This is a genomic window from Neobacillus sp. B24, assembly GCF_055381825.1.
Genome location: NZ_AP035777.1, coordinates 4737299 through 4758461 on the forward strand (window position 1 = coordinate 4737299; position 21163 = coordinate 4758461).

Annotated in this window: 19 protein-coding genes and 1 riboswitch; of the genes, 7 read left to right on the forward strand and 12 right to left on the reverse strand. The window is 44.0% G+C overall.

Translation table 11 applies throughout. The features are described 5' to 3' along the window. Positions 1 to 80 precede the first annotated feature (80 nt). The 9 genes from murQ to ACZ43M_RS23605 all read right to left on the reverse strand — a co-directional run bounded on the left by murQ (position 81) and on the right by ACZ43M_RS23605 (position 8573). The gene (gene murQ / locus ACZ43M_RS23565) at positions 81 to 992 is read right to left on the reverse strand and encodes an N-acetylmuramic acid 6-phosphate etherase (RefSeq protein ID WP_464504941.1); all 912 of its coding nucleotides are present in this window, start codon (positions 990 to 992) and stop codon (positions 81 to 83) included. Positions 993 to 1005: 13 nt separating this feature from the next. After that, positions 1006 to 2001 carry an N-acetylglucosamine kinase gene (locus ACZ43M_RS23570; RefSeq protein ID WP_464504942.1) on the reverse strand — a complete coding sequence of 332 codons (996 nt, stop codon included), beginning with the start codon at positions 1999 to 2001 and terminating at the stop codon, positions 1006 to 1008. Beyond that, a complete protein-coding gene (locus ACZ43M_RS23575) occupies positions 1988 to 2812 on the reverse strand; it encodes a carbohydrate ABC transporter permease (protein WP_464504943.1) in 825 nt (274 codons plus the stop codon). Before ACZ43M_RS23575 ends, ACZ43M_RS23570 begins: the two co-directional genes overlap by 14 nt. A gap of 10 nt (positions 2813 to 2822) precedes the next feature. Then, complete coding sequence (locus ACZ43M_RS23580; protein WP_464504944.1) at positions 2823 to 3773, reverse strand: carbohydrate ABC transporter permease; 951 nt, start codon at positions 3771 to 3773, stop codon at positions 2823 to 2825. Between the two features lie 187 nt (positions 3774 to 3960). Further along, the gene (locus tag ACZ43M_RS23585; protein ID WP_464504945.1) at positions 3961 to 5259 is read right to left on the reverse strand and encodes an ABC transporter substrate-binding protein; all 1299 of its coding nucleotides are present in this window, start codon (positions 5257 to 5259) and stop codon (positions 3961 to 3963) included. Positions 5260 to 5399: 140 nt separating this feature from the next. Continuing rightward, the gene (locus ACZ43M_RS23590; RefSeq protein ID WP_464504946.1) at positions 5400 to 6254 is read right to left on the reverse strand and encodes a MurR/RpiR family transcriptional regulator; all 855 of its coding nucleotides are present in this window, start codon (positions 6252 to 6254) and stop codon (positions 5400 to 5402) included. A 283-nt stretch (positions 6255 to 6537) separates the two neighbouring features. After that, entirely contained in the window at positions 6538 to 6774 is a 237-nt protein-coding gene (locus ACZ43M_RS23595) for a DUF2198 family protein (RefSeq protein ID WP_464504947.1), read from the reverse strand. Between the two features lie 75 nt (positions 6775 to 6849). Further along, positions 6850 to 8292 carry a sodium/pantothenate symporter gene (panF, locus tag ACZ43M_RS23600; protein ID WP_464504948.1) on the reverse strand — a complete coding sequence of 481 codons (1443 nt, stop codon included), beginning with the start codon at positions 8290 to 8292 and terminating at the stop codon, positions 6850 to 6852. Continuing rightward, entirely contained in the window at positions 8289 to 8573 is a 285-nt protein-coding gene (locus tag ACZ43M_RS23605; RefSeq protein ID WP_464504949.1) for a YhdT family protein, read from the reverse strand. Before ACZ43M_RS23605 ends, panF begins: the two co-directional genes overlap by 4 nt. Positions 8574 to 8969: 396 nt before the next feature. On the opposite strand from ACZ43M_RS23605, the gene ACZ43M_RS23610 reads away from it, so the two are divergent. Continuing rightward, on the forward strand, positions 8970 to 11330 hold the full coding sequence (locus tag ACZ43M_RS23610) for an immune inhibitor A domain-containing protein (RefSeq protein ID WP_464504950.1): 2361 nt from the start codon (positions 8970 to 8972) through the stop codon (positions 11328 to 11330). A 33-nt stretch (positions 11331 to 11363) separates the two neighbouring features. Here the strand turns inward: ACZ43M_RS23610 and ACZ43M_RS23615 are convergent, their stop codons facing one another. Beyond that, entirely contained in the window at positions 11364 to 11897 is a 534-nt protein-coding gene (locus ACZ43M_RS23615) for a TVP38/TMEM64 family protein (RefSeq protein ID WP_464504951.1), read from the reverse strand. Positions 11898 to 12396: 499 nt separating this feature from the next. Further along, entirely contained in the window at positions 12397 to 14046 is a 1650-nt protein-coding gene (locus tag ACZ43M_RS23620) for a M20/M25/M40 family metallo-hydrolase (protein ID WP_464504952.1), read from the reverse strand. Between the two features lie 190 nt (positions 14047 to 14236). Next, positions 14237 to 14418, forward strand: a riboswitch (Lysine riboswitch). Between the two features lie 79 nt (positions 14419 to 14497). On the opposite strand from ACZ43M_RS23620, the gene ACZ43M_RS23625 reads away from it, so the two are divergent. The 6 genes from ACZ43M_RS23625 to ACZ43M_RS23650 all read left to right on the forward strand — a co-directional run bounded on the left by ACZ43M_RS23625 (position 14498) and on the right by ACZ43M_RS23650 (position 20085). Further along, positions 14498 to 15292, forward strand: a complete 795-nt coding sequence (locus ACZ43M_RS23625; RefSeq protein ID WP_464504953.1) for an ABC transporter substrate-binding protein — start codon at positions 14498 to 14500, stop codon at positions 15290 to 15292. A gap of 82 nt (positions 15293 to 15374) precedes the next feature. Next, positions 15375 to 16058: an amino acid ABC transporter permease gene (locus ACZ43M_RS23630; protein WP_464504954.1), complete on the forward strand. Its 684-nt coding sequence runs from the start codon at positions 15375 to 15377 to the stop codon at positions 16056 to 16058. Continuing rightward, a complete protein-coding gene (locus ACZ43M_RS23635; protein ID WP_464504955.1) occupies positions 16055 to 16777 on the forward strand; it encodes an amino acid ABC transporter ATP-binding protein in 723 nt (240 codons plus the stop codon). The genes ACZ43M_RS23630 and ACZ43M_RS23635 overlap by 4 nt, the downstream gene beginning before the upstream one ends. Positions 16778 to 16986: 209 nt before the next feature. Then, positions 16987 to 18216 (forward strand): efflux RND transporter periplasmic adaptor subunit, encoded by a 1230-nt coding sequence (locus ACZ43M_RS23640; RefSeq protein ID WP_464504956.1) that lies wholly within the window; start codon positions 16987 to 16989, stop codon positions 18214 to 18216. Then, entirely contained in the window at positions 18200 to 18883 is a 684-nt protein-coding gene (locus tag ACZ43M_RS23645; protein WP_464504957.1) for an ABC transporter ATP-binding protein, read from the forward strand. The genes ACZ43M_RS23640 and ACZ43M_RS23645 overlap by 17 nt, the downstream gene beginning before the upstream one ends. After that, positions 18880 to 20085 carry an ABC transporter permease gene (locus ACZ43M_RS23650; protein ID WP_464504958.1) on the forward strand — a complete coding sequence of 402 codons (1206 nt, stop codon included), beginning with the start codon at positions 18880 to 18882 and terminating at the stop codon, positions 20083 to 20085. Before ACZ43M_RS23645 ends, ACZ43M_RS23650 begins: the two co-directional genes overlap by 4 nt. 45 nt (positions 20086 to 20130) lie before the next feature. On the opposite strand, the gene ACZ43M_RS23655 is transcribed toward ACZ43M_RS23650, so the two are convergent. Next, entirely contained in the window at positions 20131 to 21072 is a 942-nt protein-coding gene (locus ACZ43M_RS23655) for a cation diffusion facilitator family transporter (RefSeq protein WP_464504959.1), read from the reverse strand. Positions 21073 to 21163: the final 91 nt, after the last annotated feature.

A 21163-nucleotide genomic window follows, 5' to 3' on the forward strand; every position in this document is an offset into this window, starting at 1 on the left:
AGAGGACTGGAATTCTGGGTCTTGAGGCAGGTTTTTTATCAGATGAATAAGTGAAAAACGGTAGGGGGATCCCGGCCAGACTAGGCAGGATCACGCTCCCCTGTTTGTTTTTGAAGGTCAGCCAGCGCATTAGGAAAATGGTCATTATTTCTCGTCAGCGCATTTACGGCAGTTTCGTAATCTACGAAAAATAAAATCATTAGAATGGCGGCCCTTGTATTGCCATTTGCCTTGTCATTCATAGTTCTTGCAGTCTGCTCATCAACGCCGGTAATGTCCTGAATAATGGATAGTGAGCGGTTTCGCAGTTTTTCATTGGTTGCCTGCACGTTCACCATCAGGTTTTTGTAAACCTTGCCCAGCTTTATCATCACGGCCGTTGAAATCATATTCAGGACCAACTTTTGGGCGGTTCCAGCTTTTAGGCGGGTTGAACCAGTAACCACTTCCGGTCCGACTGGAACTTCGATTGGATATTTTGCTAGCTTTGACAGTTCGGAACCGTCATTACAGGAGATTCCTACAGTCGGAATCCCTCGTTCATTCCCCCGTTGTATCGCTCCGAGAACATAAGGCGTTCTGCCACTCGAGGCAATCCCGACCAGGACATCATTATCGGTTAGGAGCGAGTCAACTACCTCTTTACCTGCCTCCCAATTGTCCTCCGCATCCTCGATGGCATAACGGATAGCCCGTTCCCCGCCGGCAATGATTCCGTTGACTAATTCATGGGGAACGCCAAAGGTCGGCGGACATTCGGATGCATCAAGAATCCCGAGACGGCCGCTCGTCCCAGCGCCAAGATAAAACAGCTTGCCGCCGTTTTGCAGGGCGTTCACAGCTGCATCAATAGCGTCGCGAATTTGTGGCAGCGCCTGCTGTACAACCGACGCTACCTTTTGATCCTCCTGATTCATCAGTCCGATGATTTCCAACGTCGATAATTGATGTAAGTTCTCCGAGTCCTTATTTCTCATTTCTGTTAATAACATCGAATCAAATCCTTCATACGTTTTCCCTCCGAAGCTTCTTCTCCCAAGTAATTCTGATGTTTTGCTCCATTTCTTCTGTCAACTCTTTGCTATCCTGGAGAAGTGCACAAATATACGAACCAATCACTGGAGGGTATTGAGATACAATTATAGTTTGTTCAAAGCCCGCTATTGTCATCATCGTTTCGAACTGCTTTTTAAAAAAGACTGATTCGAAAAGCCCGCCGGAAACGACTAGAGGGTACTCCGCACTTTTAGAATCGCTGCGGTAGATAGCAAAAACTAGTTGTGTCAACGCTTTGGCAGCATCGTTTATCAAGTTCTTGGCTGTTGGATTGCCTCGTTGTGCTAACTCTAAGACAAACTTAGCAATCAAGGCAATAACTTGCCGCGGATAGCTATTTTCATAGATAAATGTTATCAGCTCGGCCGGACTTGATAGGCCCAGCTGGGCTAGAATATGGTTGATAAAAGCTTTATCTTCTTCTTCACGCCCATCGTGGAAACAGGCGATTTTTTGTAATGCTTTGGAGCCAATCTCATAGCCGCTGCCCTCGTCACCAAAAAGATAACCCCAGCCGCCAACACGGATTGGCATGGCTAAGTCTCCCCTGATGGAGTAGGCGATAGACCCGGTGCCGGCAATCAGGACGGTGCCGGTTTTTGAACCTGTACCAGCAGCCAAGGCCCCGACGGCATCGTTCTCAACAGCTATGTGTGCCGGATTCAAACCGTAGTCGAGAAGCCAGTTTTTCCAGCGGCTTTGGTCCTCCGGACGGTCACCGCCTGCGGTCGACACATGGACACTTTTGATTGGGACATCTTCCGGGAGAACTTGGGCTAATAAGTCCTTAATGGTTTGCTCAACTTGTTCGGCAGGCCGCGATTTCAGGTTTGTCGAAGGCCCGGCAGCTGCGGCCAAAATGCGGCCCTTCCCGTCCCCCAACACACAAACCGTTTTCGTCCCGCCACCGTCAAAGCCAAGATACAGATCATTATTTAACGGCACCGGCGGTCAGTCCTTCCATAAATTGCTTAGATGCGATAAAGAACAGAATCATCATCGGAAGTGACGACAGAGTCAGTCCGGCAAACAATGCCCCCCAGTCGGCGGAATACTCGCCAAACAAGCTCAGCATCCCAACAGGAATGGTCTTTTTCAAATCATCAGTAATAAAAATCAACGGGAAGAAGAAGTCATTCCACGATCCGATAAAGTTAATGATCATGACAGTACCAAGTGCCGGGCGCATCAGCGGCAGGACCACGTTCCATAAAACCCGGAGATCGCTTGCCCCATCGATTCGTGCTGCCTCTTCAAGCTCTGCCGGCATGGTTCGGAAAAAACCTGTCAATATCAAGATGGAAATCGGAATACCTGTTGCTGTATACATAAGAATCAGAGACCATAATGAGTTCGTCAGCCCTAGGTCTTTCATTAACATAAACAGAGGCACAATCCCCAATTTGATTGGAATCATCATCCCCATTAGGAACAGGAAGAACAGGATGTTGTTCCACCAAAACGTATAGCGGGCAATGTAAAAAGCCGCAAGCGACGTTGTGATGAGGATGAGCAGCACTGAAACCACACTTACGAATACGCTGTTATAAAAATAGGTCATGAATGGAACCCTATCTAACAGATTTTGATAGGTTTCCAGACTGAATTTTTTTGGCAGCGCCAGCGGGCTCATCATGATTTCCATATTCGGTTTAAAGGACGACAGGATCATCAGTAGAATGGGATAAAGACTGATAGTGGCGAATAAAAAGGCAATAATATAGTAAATTGGTTTTGTCCAGATTGTTTGTTTCACCTTTATCCACCTACATTTCTACTTGTTTTTTCTGCATTGATTTCAAATATAGCGCGGTCACGGCCGAAATAAAGATAAACAATATTACAGCAAGGGCTGACCCAAGGCCGATAGCTGTGGAGTCGCCGGTAGAACCGGAGAATGCGAGACGATAGAAATAAACGGCGAGCGTATCTGTTGAATGATATGGCTCCCCTTGTGAACCCTGCATCGCATAGACGAGTTCAAATGCCTCAAATGATTGGATGAATGTCAGCACCGTCATAATCATGATTGATGGCATCATTAATGGCAGCATAATAGTCCGAACCATCGTTAATCCTTTCGCACCATCCAACCTTGCTGCTTCGATTAATTCCTTTGGTATCGCTTGGAAGCCTGCTAGAAAAATCAACACCGCAAAGCCAATCCCAAACCAGCAATTGACAAGAATAATTGCCATTAGCGCTGTATCAGGGTCACCAAGCCATGCCTTTTTCAGGTTATCGAGGCCGAATTTACCTAGCATCACATTGAGAGCGCCAAAGTTCGGATTCAAAATTAACTTCCATAAAAATCCAACAACAATGACTGACAACAGTCGTGGCAGGAAATAGGCCATTTTTAGAAATTCCGCCCCGCGGATTTTTTGATAGATAATGAAGGCTAGGAGAAATGCCAGGCCATTCTGAACGACCATTTCCACCGCAAAATACAAGATATTGTGGCCAAATGCGTTCCAAAACATTCCGCTGAATGGTTCGACCGTAAACAGATTTTTATAATTATCAAACCCGATAAATGCCCCCCTCTTGATTCCCTGCCAGTCATAAAAACTATAAGTCAGGGCGGCTAGTAACGGGTAGACAATAAACAAACCGTAAATGACAAGGGCGGGAATAGGGAAGAGATGGATGCCCAGCCTCTTCCGTTTCTTATTGTTCTTTTGCGTGATTACCTGTGGATTAAGCTCTGTTTGCATATTCACCGCCACCTACTTTTTTGAATGATTTAGATCCTGCGAAATGCGCAAGATGTAAATAAACCTTGAAAAGTTGTATATAAATCAGAAAAGATATAAATAAACCGGCTAAAGTTGTAAATAAAACATAAAAGATGTAAATAAATCTACTAAAGTTGTAAATTATCCTCAGCCGGTCTATTAATCTTTATTTTTGAAACGGTTTAAACCACGTTTCAGCATTTTCCTGCACTTTTTTCGCAACGCCTTCAGGTGTTTGCTTTCCTAGATACATTCCTTGAAGCTCTGTTTCGAAAGTTGTTTTTGTTGTTGGATTACCACCTGTAAAATAAACGACCATCATATACGGAGTTGAGATTTTTTCAACAGCTTCACTTAAGCCAGATACCAATTCATCCTTTGACTTCACGCCGGGAATCGCGCTGATCATCTTAAATTCGTCAGTGAATAGCTGACCAAACTCTTTTGTTGTTAAGAATTCTAAGAATGTCTTTGCTTCCTCTTTGTGCTTAGAGTTCGCATTAACAGCGAAGGATCCATCTACCCATGCTGTAATTGTTGCATCTTTACCAACCGCGGATGGCATTGGGAAAAATCCAATTTCAAGATCAGGATTCAAGCCGCGAACAACTTCAATTTCCCAGCTTCCCATTGGGAACATGGCAGCTGTACCAGTTGCAAATAAGGTGCGGATATCTTCCATTCCCAGCCCTTCATAGTTGTCCGGGAAGAATTTCTTCAGTTCATCCATTGCTTTGACTGAGTTGACAAATTCTTCGCTGTTAAAATTAGTCTCGCCTTTAGTAAGTTTATCGACAAATTCAGTGCCGCCATATTGAGCTGGTCCGAAAATCCCGTGTGCTGCTGATAATAACCAGCCTTCTTTAGTTCCCAAGGCAATTGGAATCACATTTTTAGACTTTAATGTTTCACTAAGCTTGATAAATTCATCCCAAGTCTTTGGCTCTTTCAGGCCAAATTCTTTAAAGATTTTCTTGTTGTAGAACATTTGCGTTGTACTCATATTGAGCGGTACACCATATTGCTTTCCATCTGTGCCTTTTGACGCTTGGAGAGCTTCCTCCGGAAATACATCAAGACCTTTTAGGCCATCAAGCGGCTCGATATATCCTGCATCCGCCAGAGAAATCCCTGCTGCATATGGGCGCAAATGCATAATGTCCGGACCCTCACCGCTTTGCAGTGCTGTGTTTAAAATCGTGTTGTACTCGGTATTTTTTGAAGGCTTAAACTCTACTTTGATTTCAGGGTGTTTCTTATTAAATTCTGCAATAACTTTTTCATACTTTGCCGTGTCCTCTGTTCGCCAGCTTCCGATCGTAAGTGTGACAGCATCTTTGCCGCCTTCATCTTTCGGTGTGCCTTCAGTTTTCTCCGTGCCCCCTTTGTCATTTGAACAAGCTGCTGCTAAAACGAGAATCAGTGTGAAGAGACCAAACAACCATAGTTTCCCAAGTTTTTTCATTGAGAAAATTTCCCCCTTAAGAGTGTTTTATTTTTTCCTCGGCAAGCCGAGGGACTTACAACAATTAGGTTTTCATGGAAGTCTGAACATGTGATGGGGTTTTAGTAGATTCGTAGGATGGTAAGCGGCAGACAGCTTTGCTACCTGCCGCTTGTCTTTTTCAACGTGTTAACGGCTTTGCGCGTTCTTTCGAGCGCTTCGATATTTTGAGTTTGATTAGACCTAGTAACGCCAAGGAATAGAATATCAATGACATTCAGCTGGGCAATCCTTGAACTAGTCGCACCGCTTCGAACATCCCGTTCCAGCGAGGTTGTATGGAGCTTAACATCCGCGAGGTCGGAAACTGGATTATCCCCAGACTTAGTTAGCGAGATGATGCTAGCGCCATTTTCTCTGGCAATCTTTAATGCCTCGATGACGTCCTTTGTTTGGCCGCTGTAGGAAATTCCTAATGCAACATCATCTTTTGTCAAGTTGGCGGCAATCGTTATTTGAGTATCGCCGTCATATCCAGCCTCACACCAGCGGCCAATTCGCGTCAGCTTTTGCTTAAGATCCATGCCGACAATCGCGGATGCACCGATACCAAACACACCAACTTTTCTGGCCTGGGCAAGAAGGTTGATCGCCTGTTCGACTTCCGCTTCAGACAAGACTTGGAGAGTGTTTTGAATCGATTGGATATTATTCTGCGAGATGGTCTGAATGAAGGATTTAGCCGAATCATCTGTCGGAATATCTTCATAAATATTGTTTTGCGGTTTCGCCAGTTCATAGGCAATTTTTAGCTTCAGTTCTTGAAATCCCTTACATTTAAGCGATCTCGACATTCGAATAATCGTCGCCTCGCTGACTTCGGCTTTCTCGGCCAGCTTTTGAACGGACAAATTCACGACTTCTTGCGGATGACGCAATATGTATTCCGCTGCTTTTTTTTCAGAAGGCTTGAAGCCGTGCATGCCTTCTTGGATAAAAATGATCTCTTGGTTCATTATATTTCACCATATGGTTGTGTCTTTTCCTCATTATAGTAAATAATATTTCAAAATTCAACGAATATTTTGAAGTTTTGTTTCAAAAGTAATCTACACGATTTGATAAAACCTCTAACTATTTGACGAAAAGGTATTTTTTTCGAGACTATAATTTCATTTTACTATTAGTACGTTACGGTACCTATTGGGAAAATGTTGTACTTGTTAATCTGGCATATCCCCTCTAACTGCCCCTTCTTTTGACCATAAAAAAGCCTGCCCGAGGATCGGACAGACTTGATTAGTTTTTAACTGTTTTGGGCCGCATTTTTGCTGCCAGCCAAAAGCCGGCCGTTAGTGAGAATGCATCGACCACAATCAGCCAAAATGCATTGGTATAGCCTTTATAAACTGAAGCAGCAATCAGTGCCACTGTTAAAACCAAGCCAATTACACGATTATAGGTAACTCGGGTAAAAAGTAAAACGAGCAAACCCGGCAATACAAGAGCCGATGTAAATCTGATAACCTCTACCATCGAAGGAACCCACCTTAACCATTTTATTTCTTATTCATTCTAGAAATTAATCCAGAAAATTGCAAACAAAAATGTCTAAGGGTGAAGTTCGGTTAACGTCTTTCGATGCGTAAAAATACTTACCACAATAAAGGCAAGAAAGGAAAATACAATCGGCAGCACCACGGTATGCAGTCCGAGTTCATTCGGATAAAATCGATCAAACCCAATATAGGAACTCATTCCAATAATCATGGCCGTAATTGCCCCGTATTTATTTCCCTTGCTCCAATACAGCCCGAAAATCACCGGCCAAATAAACACTGACTCGAGGCCGCCGAACGAAAATAGATTCAACCAAATGATCAAATCTGGCGGGCTCAGTGCCAGTAGAATTACAATCACACCGATAATCGTCGTGACGCTAAAGCTGACTTTTTTGATTTGGCTATCTGGGGCACCTGGTTTGATGTAGTTTAAAAAAATATCCTTCACCAATGCCGAGCTTACCAAAATTAACAGCGCATCGACGGTCGACATGATCGCAGCCATTGGGGCAGCCAGCACGATTCCCGCGACAAACGGCGGCAGAACTTTCATCGACAGCAATGGCATAACCGTGTCACCAATTTTGATACCCGGCATAACTGGTCTCGCAAAGACGCCAATCAGGTGCATGCCAAGCATAATAAACCCGACAACAATCGTCCCGATAATGATTGCGGTATGCATTGCCTGAGAATTTTTGTAAGACATGGCGCGAACCGTAATCTGCGGCAGCCCGACAACCCCTACTCCGACTAATATCCAAAACGAGGATACGTACGCAGGGGTTAAGGTGTGCTGTGCACCAAACGGCGTAATTAAGTTGGGGTTTTCCGCAGCTAAGTCACCAATGATTTTTGGAATACCCCCTCCGGCCTTGATGGTCGCGATCAAAAGAATCAGTGTCCCTAAAAACATGACTACACCCTGAACAGTATCGGTCAACGCCACTGCCCTGAAGCCGCCGACAATCACAAATACCAATACGGAAAAAGCAAAAATCAGCAGTGCCACGGTATATGGCAGGCCGGTTAAGGATTCGACTAAACGGGCACCGCCAATCCACTGGGCAGTCATCGACGAAAATAGAAATATGATGATGCTTGCCGCCGAAAGGATGACGACGGTCTTGCTTTGATAGCGCTCCTTCAGGAAGTCAATCAGGGTAATGGCCTTATATTGCCGAGAGACAATCGCAAATTTCTTTCCTAGCACCATTAAGACAAAATAGCCCGTTGCCAGCTGGGCCATCGCCAGGAGCACCCAGCCAAGACCTTGGGTATAGGCGACGCCAGGTCCGCCGATAAAACTCGAGGCGCTGCCATAGGTGGCCACCATCGTCATCGCTAGGATAAAACCGCCCATCTGCCGCTCACCGAGAAAGTACTCTTCCAAAAATGAATTAGACTTTAGCACAAATTTGTTCGACCAAATGCCGACCGCAAAAATAATCAATAAGAAAATCAATAGTGGTGTAATCACGGCCCAATTCATTCCGTGCCCTCCTCTGCCTCTTCAAAAGGAACGTCGTTGAAGAGAAATTTCACAGTCAGGATAACGAGTATGATCATAACAATTGACCCAAGAATGCAGCTATAAAAGAACCAGGCCGGCAAGCCAAATATGTAGGTATAATCTTCGACCTTGGCGGAACCGAGGCCATAGGCAAACCCGTACCAGATAATGAAATTGATGATGACAAGCCCAACGCCAATCAACGCTTCGCGGTGGGCAATTTTAAACCGCTTATCCAATGGTTTTTCTTGCTTTTTCACACAGAATGCCTCCTTAAGGAAAAGGAACTACGGAACCTTTGTACTCCATAGTTTATGTAATAAAGAATATATTACCAAAGTTTACTACAGGAAAAAGAGACTATTGTTAAAAAAAGGACAATTTTCTTATGGTATTGGAATATATTGTTATTTACCACTGTTGAGATTTGAAAATTCATAGGACGTTTTAACTATTTTTGTCAGGAAATAATTAAAATATTTACAAATATTCATAATAATTTTACTATTGTACTATATTCTACTTCTTTAGGGTTGCTAAATTTTAATAGATTTCCTCTTGATGGGAATTAGGGAGGTATAAAGCCTAAAAATACATATTTTATTAGCGGGCAGCAATCAGTAGAAACGCATTTTTTTAATTTGAGGGGGAGACAGATGAAAAAGAAGAAAATCCTTTCCACAGCACTAGCGCTTACTTTAGGCCTAGGACTAGTAAACGTGGCTGCAGCTACACCTACTGGGAAAGCAAGTAGTCCTGCAACGGCCAAACTTTCCGTAAACGGGGCGCCGGTTGATTTGGCCATTGCCAATGATGAGAGATTAATAGAAATGCTGAAGCGCGAAGGGAAATTGGCGAAGAATGCAAGCCCTGCAGAGGCAGAAAAAGCTTTAAAAAATTATCTAAAAGGCAAGAGTAAACTTTCCAAGACAAAGGACAAGCTGCCTGCCAGCCTTGGTACTTTAAAAGAGGGTACACAGTCAAAATCAAACGGCCTTAAAAATGGAAACGGGAATAAACTGGGCCAAGCCAAGAAAAACACAGTCGACCCAGTTGACAAAGAAGCTTATAAAGGTGAGGTCCGCGAAGATAAAGTCCTTGTTTTAGCCATTGATTTCCCAGATTACGAGAAAAGTTCTATTACCAAAGAAGAAACGGACATGTGGTATGAAGACTACACACATGACCATTTCCAAAATATGATTTTTGGAGAAAATGGCTATGAAGGGCCAAACGGCGAAAAACTTGTTTCTATGAAGCAATATTATGAGCAGCAATCAGGCGGCAGCTATACCGTTGATGGAACTGTTGCCGGCTGGTACACAGCGGATCATCCTGCTAAATATTATGGAGAGAATGTTCCGGCTCCGGATGGAAACGATGCCGCTGCCAGAACACTTGTATATGAAGCCCTCAAAAAGGCAGCTAAAGATCCAACTATCGACTTAAGTAAGTATGATGTATGGGATCGTGATGACTACGATGGTGACGGAGTCTATAACGAACCAGACGGCCTAATTGACCATTTAATGGTGATTCACGCAGGTGTTGGTGAAGAGGCTGGCGGCGGCTCCCTTGGCGGTGATGCGATTTGGTCACACCGTTCGAAACTATCAACCGGACCAGTAGCTGTACCGGGCGCAACATCTGACAGTCCTCGATGGGGCGGTGTTTTGGGTGCATGGGATTATACAATTGAACCTGAAGACGGGGCGGCCGGCGTGTTTGCTCACGAATTTGGACATGACTTAGGACTTCCAGATGAATATGATACTCAATACACTGGTACAGGTGAAGCAATTGCCTACTGGTCCATTATGGCGAGCGGCAGCTGGGCAGGAAAAATTGGCGGAACTGAGCCGACTGGTTTCAGCCCATATGCAAAAGAAATGCTTCAAAACTTGCATGGCGGAAACTGGTTAAGCGGGACAACCCTCAATGCAGATGAAATTACTAAAGCAGGTACTACTCTTCTTCTTGATGAAGGGGTAACAAAAGGCACTAATAACGATGCTGTACGTGTCAATTTGCCTGATAAAGAGAATAAAGTAAATACACCAACAAGCGGACAATATGAGTATTACAGCGGCAGCGGTAATGAAATGACAAACACTATGGTTACCTCTGTAGACCTGACAAAAGCAACAAACGCTCAACTGACCTTTAATGCCTGGTATGATATTGAAGAGGAATGGGATTACGCTTCTGTCCAAGTAAAGGAAGCAGGTTCTGACACTTGGGTGGCAATTGAAGGTAATATCACAACAGATGCTAATCCAAATGAGCAAAACCCAGGTCATGGTATTACAGGTACATCTAATGGTTGGACAGCGGCAACATTTGATTTAAGTGCCTATGCAGGCAAAAACATCGAACTAAAATTTGAATACTGGACAGATCCATATGTAGCACAACGCGGTTTATATGTCGATGATATTAAGATTACTGCAAATGGTGAGACTGTTCTTTCTGATGATGCCGAGGGTGATTCATCATTTACGTTTAATGGATTCTCAAAGGATAAAGGTACATTCTTCTCTACACATTACTACTTACTAGAATGGAGATCTCATAACGGTGTCGATGAAGGCTTGAAGAACATCGCCCGCGGTGCTAGCATAATGTCCTATAATCCTGGTTTAGTAGTATGGTATGTTGATGAAACCTATGATAACAACTGGACAGGCGTTCACCCTGGTGACGGTTTCTTAGGTGTCGTCGATGCGGACCAGCATACGGTTTCCTGGAGTGACAAGACCGTCGGGTCAACCCGTTACCAGCTTCATGATGCTGCATTCGGTCTGGCTAAAACAGAAAAAATGTTCTTGAATTATCCAGGTCAATTTACAATGACAGATAACTTTACCCAACGTAATCCGTTATTCGATGACAAGGCCAACTACAGCAATGCTGGTATGGTCGATGCTGGACGTAACGTACCAACCTTCGGATTAAAATTCCGTGTCGTTGGTGAAAGTGCTGATGGCACAGTTGGTAAAGTGTTAATTTTTAAATAAGAGAATTAAGAATAGGGTGCCCCGTGGGACACCCTATTTTCTTTTCAAAAGGAAACCTATTGTAAAAATCGCAGCTAACGCCATGATGATTTTCCCTTGAAGACTCCATTCTAGCACTTGTTTAACGGAGTAAGCCTCGATAAACAGGGCTGGGATTTTTCCAAGCGTGCTGGCGATGGAAAAATTCAAGATGCCGACTCGACTGCCGGCACTCACTAGGGTCACTACCCCCGAAGGGATGAATGGAAAGATTCTTAATGCGATAATTAGAAAAAATGCTTGGGGTCCTTTAGTATGCTGGAGTCTATCCAAGTATTTGTTACTAATTTTTGTTTTCACTTTGTTAATGCCTTTGCGGTATAAATAAAAGCTGATGACGGCACCCAAGGCCTCCCCTAGAATAGAAACAGCCAATCCTTGCGCAAACCCGAAAAAGGTAATATTCGCTGCTGTGACAAAGACACTCGGGACCAGCCCCAGGACGCTAATCATCACATTAATAATAATACTTAACCACACTGCATAACTGCCACTAGTTTCAAACCACGCTAGTATTTGTGATTCCATGACTACCTCGTCCCCCAAGACTCCCATTGTGATCATTGTATATCTTTATGTTAATTAAAAATAGGTGTCCTCGGAAGAGAACACCTCGTTACTTACGGATAAGTTTGATGTTTCAAAAGTTGGTGGTGTCACCGGAACAGGCACCGCCCCCTATTGAGGACAGTTTTGCTGATTTTTTAACCTGCTTTGTCCTCAAGAACCCTTATTGAGGACACTTCCACTAGTTTTTCACCCTGCTTTGTCCTCAAGAACCCTTATTGTGGACACTTCCACTAGTTTTTCACCCTGTTTTGTCCTCAAGACCCTTTATTGAGGACACTTTCACTAGTTTTTCAACCTGCTTTGTCCTCAAGACCTCTTATTGAGGACACTTTCACTAGTTTTTCAACCCGTTTTGTCCTCAAGAGTTACTATTGTATATATTTTATCTAATAATTTCCTAATACAATGATTCAAATCAGGAACCGTCCTAATTGACCCGGTAATCGGCACCTCTTCATTATCCCAGCAGCTGCCGTATAACGGTATTGGTCAAGTTTGGCACGATTTCAAGCGAATAGGTCATTTCCATTCGTTCGAGTTTTTTGTGGGCGTCTACCCCATATGGGCCAATATTAATTACCGGCACATTCAATTCCCGGATGTCCTGGTACTCGACGTAATGCTTTGTCCCCCAGCCCGGATTATTTTTCGAAACAGCCTGAATCCCCTCTTCATCATCGCTTAAGGCCACAAAGCTCATGTCCGAAATATACGGGAAGAAATTCCGGGTTACAATTGGGTGCGGGTACAATGGCTGTACTGTTTCCACCGCTTGATTTAATGCATCAAGCAGCGCTTGTTCCTTGTCGTTCTTGCCTGACAATTCAATCCGCGGTGAGTACAAGGATGAATAAAATACGATAATAGCAGGATTTTTATCCTTCATCCACTTCCACGCTTCTTCCACTACCCGTGCAGCAAACATTCGTGTATCCAGTTCTTTATCCTGTAACAGCGCTTCTTTAAATTGGTTCATATGAGAAACAAAGGCATCACCATGCTCCCCAACCAGCATTTCTTCCATCTCTTCATAGCTGTACACTCTCGGACACCAAGGATGTTCAACATATGGTTCTCCGCTCATACTGCTGTACTGCTTAAAGCGTTCATCAAACGTCTTCAAGGCTTTTTCGAAGGCAATATTGGCCTGTTCCTTCAGTTTTTCCAGCACGTCCTTCGGCGACCAGGAATGAATGAAAAAGTTATAATAAACATAAGCAGACAATGCTGTTTGTACGGTGTAAGACGGTTTCAAATCCGTTTGCTTTAAGGAAACAGGAGGAACCGTCAGTTCACCAAAGGCCTCGTTACAAAGCTCAGGATTATAGTCAATTTGCTTAGTTAACTCAGCGGCTATAAAATTCGGATCTAGCCCTTCAAAAGCAGAGCCTACATGGGTTTCGGCACCCGTAATAAAAAACGATGGCAGCAGCTTCCCGACCGTTCCCATATAAATATAGCGATTTTCATCACCCTGATGGCGCGGTGAGACGAAGTCTGCATTAATTGCCGCAACATAGTCAAAGCCATGCTCCTGCTTCCAGTTTTTCAACACCTTTAACGCCGACAGAACTCCGTGAGAGCTGTCCTCCTCATCACATTCAGCTAATAAGACGATATTCCCATCCAATTGTTCTGGATGCTCAGAGTAGTATTTTACTAGATATAGGTTACTGGCGACTCCACTCTTCATATCGAGCACGCCTCTGCCGAACATCCAGTCCCCTGACTCAAGATGTTCCTTCGCCGAAGCAGGCAGTTCCTCGTTTTTTAGCGCCTCCATCAATTGATCTGGATAGCAGGCATGTTGTTTCAATTGAGTAAAATCATCAATACCAACCGTGTCCATGTGCCCCATTAGGATAACGGTACGATTGCTAGTCCCTTTCGTGCCCTTTACGAATGCTAAAACATTGTATCGTTCATGTTCATCTTGGATCGTTTGCGGCATTAGGAGATGGGACTGATTTTCGGTAAAATAAGGAAATGACGAAATAAGTTTGTATAAAGAATCGGCGATTTTCTTTTCACCAGTTGTATTTACTATACTTTCTATATTCACTAGTTGATTGGTGAACGCCAATACGTCCTCGCGGCACTGCAGCATTAATAAGACCCCTTTTTATAATAGATTGCTATTGTAAAAAAATTTATACCAATTCATAAATAGTCGTCAAGCTATTTTTAATAGGATAAAAAATCCAGATAATTTATACTTGCAGATGAATAAATATTACTATATACTGAATTTTGTCAATAAAAACAGAATATTAAATCCTCATCTTTTCAAGCATTTGAGATGGGGTAGAGGTCGCGATTAATAAGAGTATCCTATTCGAGATTCAGTGAAATCTATGAAAATAGGAAAAAGGATTAATCGCCGAAGCATCCGGAATCACTGTTTTCGGATAGCTGGGGCTGCACTCGAAAGGGGCAGAACTGTCACAATTTTCGCGAATTGTGGAGAACTATCTTTATTCAAAGCTTAGGATGAGGGTGTCAGGCACCGTCATAACCATGGACGGTGCCTTTTTATTTTACTAAGGGGGAAAAGCATCATGAAAAAACTATTGATTACCGGAGTATCGGCCCTCATGTTGATGTTATCGGCATGCGGCACAGAGGAAGGCCCAAAAACAGGACAAGCCAAAGGAGAAGACCTTCACCTCATCAAAGAGGGTGAGCTTTCGTTCGCAATGACAGGCCAATATCCGCCATTGAATTTTAAAAAGGATGGAAAATTAACAGGCTTTGACGTGGAAATTGGCACAGAAATCGCCAAACGCATCGGCTTGGAAGCAAAACCGGTAACAAATCAATGGGAAACGATCATTCAAGGATTAAAAGCGAAAAAATACGATGCCATTATCGGCTCAATGACCGCAACTCCTGAGCGCGACAAGCAGATTGACTTTACCAATCCATATTATTTGTCTGGGGCGCAGATTTTTATAGCAGCTGACAACACTGACATTACTGCTAAAGAAGATTTAAAGGGGAAAACAGTCGGGGTAATCCAGGCCAGCACTTGGAAGGACATGGCTGAGGAATTATCGGATAACGTGAAAGGCTACCCAACAGATGTTAACGCACTTCAAGACTTGGAACTAGGTCGCCTCGATGCGGTTATTACCGATAAAATTGTCGGCTTAAACGCACTTAATGAAAAAGGTTTGAAGATTAAAGAGGTTGGCGACCTGTTAAACGAAGATCGTGTCAGTGTCGGCGTTGCAGAAGGAAACAAAGAGCTTGCCGATAAAATTAACAAGGCGATTGACGATATGCTCAAGGATGGCACTTACGAAAAAATCAGCAAAAAGTACTTCAACCGAAACATCATGGAGCAGCAATAAGGTTCTACTATAAGCAGACAACTATATAATGTGAGCTCGTATGCTCGGGCTTGCGTTATTCCTTAAGGAGGCAAGGACAAGCATGGATTTTATCCAAAATATCGTCGGAATCTTAAGTGAACATGGCCTTGCATTCTTGCAAGCCTCTTGGATGACAATTTCCATCACCATTATTTCCCTTCTATTTGCGATGATCATTGGCATCATCTTTGCAGGGTTTAAAATTTCTTCCGTTAAAATTCTTAATCGGGTGGCCGACATCTATATTGGCATTATCCGGGGAACCCCGTTAATTGTGCAAATTATGTTTCTGTATTACGGGATTGCCAACTTCCTCACCCTTAACAGCTTTACCGCCGGTGCCCTCGCCTTGAGCATCCATACTGGAGCTTATATTGCGGAGATATTCCGCGGGGCGGTTCAATCGATTGACCGCGGGCAAATGGAAGCGGCTAGATCGCTGGGGATGAGCTATCCGCTGGCGATGCGAAGAGTTATTTTTCCTCAGGCATTAAAACGGGCGATTCCACCGCTCGGGAACCAATTCATCATCAGCTTGAAGGATTCTTCCCTTGTTGCCTATATTGCGGTAACCGACCTATATAATACTGCTCTAACCGTTCAAGGGGAAAACTATATGCCGTTTGAAACCTATTTCGTTGTCGGACTTTATTATTTGATTATCGTGTTAATCTTCACCTGGTTCTTCAACCGCCTGGAGAAAAAGTATGATGTCAGTAAACCGAAGGGAGCTGCGCTTGCATGATTAAAGTGGAAAACTTGTCAAAATCCTTTGGCCAGCTTCAAGTTTTAAAAAATATCGATTTAGAAGTAAGAGACAGTGAAGTTGTCGTCATGATCGGCGCGAGCGGTTCAGGCAAGAGCACGCTGCTCCGTTGTTTAAACTATTTAGAAACTGCTGAGGCCGGTGTGATTACGATTGGGGATGAACCTATTAATCCTGCGAAAACGAATCTAAATAAGATGAGAGAAAAAGTGGGCATGGTGTTTCAGCATTTTAACCTGTTCCCCCACATGACAGTCTTGGAGAATATTATCGAAGCTCCCGTCCATGTGAAAAAGGTGACGCGTGATAATGCCACCTCCTATGCCATGGAATTGCTAAAAAAAGTCGGGCTGCACGATAAGGCACATTTTTACCCTGACCAATTATCTGGGGGCCAAAAACAGCGGGTGGCGATTGCCAGGGCCCTAGCGATGCAGCCAAAGGTAATGCTGTTCGACGAACCGACATCTGCATTGGACCCCGAGCTAGTTGGTGAGGTCCTTCAGGTCATGAAGGATTTGGCCCGTGAAGGCATGACGATGGTCATTGTAACGCACGAGATGGGCTTTGCCAGGGAAGTGGCCAGCCGCATTGTGATGCTCGCCGACGGCCATATTATCGAAGAGGGACGTCCGGAGGAAATCTTTAGTAATCCACAGCATAAGCGGACACAGAGGTTTTTGAATCAAATTTTATAAGTTTTTTATGAAACAGGGTGCAGCTCAAAATGGGCTGCACCCTGTTCTTCATGTAATTTGAACCAAAAACAGTTAAAAACCCGTCAGTAATAATGGATACTATTTTAACATGTTTCCAGTTATTCCAAATTGAATTAAATATTGAAATATTATCCAAATGACTTATAGTTATTATAAGAGAAAACTATTTTACTAGACGGGGGTACATTGTGAAAAAAAGAAAAATGTGGATTTGGATTGTGTCAATTGTTATTTTACTAGGAATTGGGGGAACAGCCGCTTATTTTTTAACCAGGGGTGAAGCGAAAATGGCTGGTGGAGAAACAGCAGCACCGCCCATTACCGTTCAAAAAGCGAGCGAGCGTGAACTGGCGCAATCGATTCTGGTTACCGGAAAGATTGTCCCGGAAAGCGAGCAAAAGATTTTTATCGAGCCTGAAAAAGGTACGATTAAAGAAATAAAGGTGGCAGAGAACCAAGCAGTCAAAGCCGGTGATGCGCTGCTTGTTTACGATTCTGCAAAAATAGACAGCGAGTTAACTAAAGCAGTTCGTGGCAAGGATTTGCTTGCTAGCAGAGCCAAAACGGAACAAAGTCAAATCACCGATGTAACGAAACGGCTTAATGAGGCGAAAAAGAAATTGTCATCCCAGACTTCCATTGCGGTGAGTACCGAGGAGGTGCCTGTGACCCAAGAATCTGTAAATGGGCTGGCAAACGAAAAAATTCAGCTGGAGATGCAGTATGAAAGTACAAAGTCTGAAATTGCCTCTGCTGAAGATCAGATTAAAGAGTTGAACGCCCAGAAAAAAGACATGACCGTTGTAAGCAAAATGGATGGCATCATCGTGAAGGTTGAACCAAACGTTGCCAAAACCGAAGCCGGCTCGACGGAACCTGTCATCCATATTATTTCGAGCCAGCCATATAAAGTAATCGGAACGATGAGTGAATTTGATGCTGTTAAAATTCAACATGGACAGCCCGTGATTATCCGGCCAAAAGTCTATAAGGACCGCGAATGGAAGGGGACGATTGAATCTGTTTCCCAATTCCCGAGCGAGGACGGCGGTGCCGGCGGTGAATTTGGCGGCGGTGCTCCCGGCGGCAACGTGACGATGTATCCGTTTAAGGTCGCGATTACCGATAATACCTCGGAGCTGCGCCAAGGCTTCCACGTTTCTTTGGAAATTAAAGTCGGCGGCGTGGAAAAACCACTCGTCGTTCCACACCCGGCTCTAGTCGATGAAGGTGGTATTAAGGTGGTCTATGTATTAGTCGATAAAAAGCTTGAAAGACGCGAAGTGAAGACAGGCGCTATGAATGATGAATTCATCGAAGTCACTGAAGGGGTAAAGCTAGGTGAGCTGGTCATAATTACTCCAAATGAACAAATGCATGACGGAATGGAAGTGACCTCTTTTGATGAAGTTGAATAATATCACAAAAGTTTACGGGAAGGGTGCACTTGAGGTTCCTGTCTTGCATGGAATTGATCTAACTGTTGAAGATGGGGAATTTATTGCGATTATGGGTCCATCAGGGTCTGGCAAATCGACGTTAATGAATATTATCGGCTTTTTGGATTACCCGACAGACGGAACATATGAGTTAAATGGTGGAGTTATCAACTCCGCAAAAGAAACTGCTCTTGCAAAATTAAGAAATGAACATATCGGCTTTGTTTTTCAACAGTTCTTCATGTTTCCAAGGGATAATGCATTGAAGAATGTCGCATCTCCTCTCATTTATGCGGGTGTTTCCAAACGGGAGCGGACAGAACGGGCCAAGCAAATGCTAAAAAAGGTTGGCTTGGAAGATAGGATGAAGCATCTCCCGAGTGAATTATCTGGGGGGCAAAAGCAGCGGGTAGCCATCGCCAGAGCACTTGTTAATAATCCCTCCATTCTACTTGCAGATGAACCGACCGGTGCGCTAGATTCAAAAACAAGTGCCCAAATCATGAAGCTGTTTACCCAGCTCAATGAAGAAGGAAAAACAGTTATTGTTGTAACGCATGAAGAAGAAATTGCCGCTTACGCCAAAAGGATCATTACAATAAAGGATGGTATGATCACTGATGACCGGAAAGTGGTGGCCTCATGAATATATGGGAAAGCATCAAAATTGCCCTTTCCTCGATTTGGAATCATAAGGTTCGGTCCATCTTAACGATGCTGGGTATTATTATTGGGGTTGCGGCAGTCATTATTATTGTCGCAATCGGTCAAGGGACACGAACACAGATGACGAATGAATTATTCGGTACCGATAAAAATGCGATCCAAATTTACTATGAGTATATCCCGCCGGAGGGCGAAGAGAACATGTTCTGGGAAGAACCTGAACTGACGGACGAAGATGTTCGAACGCTAGCAGAGGTTCCCGGCGTAAAAGCAGTCATGGCCACGAATCAGGGCTGGGGCACGATGGTGCGCGAGGATGTACAAGGGGATATGCAAATTACCGGAGTTGGAGCGGAATACTTCTCTGCCAAAAAAATTCAGGTTCTGGAAGGCCGGGCCTTCTACGCTGCCGATAATGACGGTCTTAATCGAGTGGTCATGCTAGATACCATCGCCAGGAAGAAATTTTTCAAAGAAACAGAAAATCCAATTGGAGAAATTATTGATTTAAATGGAAATCCGTACAAGGTTGTTGGTGTGTATGAATCACCGATTCCCGAGCAATACCGAAACAAGGATACCGGTGAAATGATGATGCCGCGGGCAGTGATTTCCATGATGTTCGGCAATAGGGAAATTGAACAATTGTCTGTGATTGCGAGTGACCCTGAACAAGTTTCCGAAACGGGCAGGCTGGCTGCCGAGACACTCACTGAAAAGAAAGGGCTTGAAGAAGGCCGCTATGCAACCAATAGTTTTGAGGATTATGAAAAGGAACTAAACAAGATGATTTCCCTGCTGACATTGCTGATTGGTAGCATCGCCGGGATTTCGCTGTTAGTCGGCGGCATTGGCGTTATGAACATCATGCTCGTGTCAGTAACAGAACGAACACGAGAAATCGGGCTGAGGAAGGCAATCGGTGCCACACGCAGAAAGATCCTGCTGCAGTTTCTGATTGAGGCCATCACGCTAACCTCGTTAGGCGGACTGATTGGAATGGGCTTAGCCGCAATCGGTACCATTCTCGTGTCAAAATTGTCTCCAATTTCTGCATCGATGAGCCCGCTAATCGTGTTGATCGGCATCAGTTTTTCAGCCTTTATCGGGATTGTTTTCGGACTGCTTCCAGCTAACAAAGCATCAAAACTTAGTCCGATCGATGCCTTAAGGTACGAATAAGAACCGAGGGTTATTCCCTCGGTTCTTTTTTAATATAGGTGGCTTCTAATTACAATTCCCATGCGGACTCGGGCAGCCGACATCCTCTTTTTCTATTTGGACGGTGCAATGCTCGATATGAAATTCGTCATGGAGGATTTTTTGCGATTGGGCAAGGATTTCATCATGCACGCCGCTGTCAGTAATGGTAATATGGCAGCTCAACACCGGATAGCCGGAAGTAATCGTCCAAATATGCAGGTCATGAACCTCCTTGACAAACGGAATCTTGCCAAGCGCTGCCTTCACCTGGTTCATATCAATTTGTGTTGGCACTCCTTCCATTAGAATATGGAACGAATCTTTAGTGACGCGATAACCACTGATTAGAATCAGCACGGCCACAATAATACTAGCAATCGGGTCGGCGAAGGTCCAACCGAAAAACATGATGAGTAATGCTGCAGCAATCGCCCCTACTGAGCCAAGCATGTCGCCAAGCACGTGCAAGAAGGCGCTGCGTACATTCAGATTTTCGTCCTTGTCACCGCTCATCAGTATCCAAGCGGCAATAATGTTTACGATTAATCCGGTTACCGAAATGATCAGCATTCCCGTGCTTTGAATCTCTGGCGGTGCGAAGAAACGCTGGAATGCTTCATAAAAAATGTAAACAGAAATCAGAATGAGTGTTAAACCATTCAGCGCCGCAGCGATGATCTCAAATCGCTTGTAGCCGTACGTTTTTTCTTGCGAAACCTGTTTTTCACCTAACTTAATAGCGTAAAAGCTCAAACCAAGTGCGGCGGCGTCACTTAGCATATGACCTGCGTCCGAGAGCAGCGCTAAGCTGTTGGTGAGAATCCCGCCGATCACTTCAACGATCATAAAAGCAGCAATCAAGATAAAGGCGCTCAGTAAGGCTTTTTTATTGCTTGTATGTGAATGGCCATGCGAGTGGCCGTGTGAATGGCCATGTCCATGATGGTGGTGATGATGGTGCCCCATGTTTATCCCCCCGTGAGCCTTTTGGTGTTTGGCTCAAAATATTTTTATCTAAATCGAAAATATTACGATTAGGGCTAGTTTTTTCCTATTG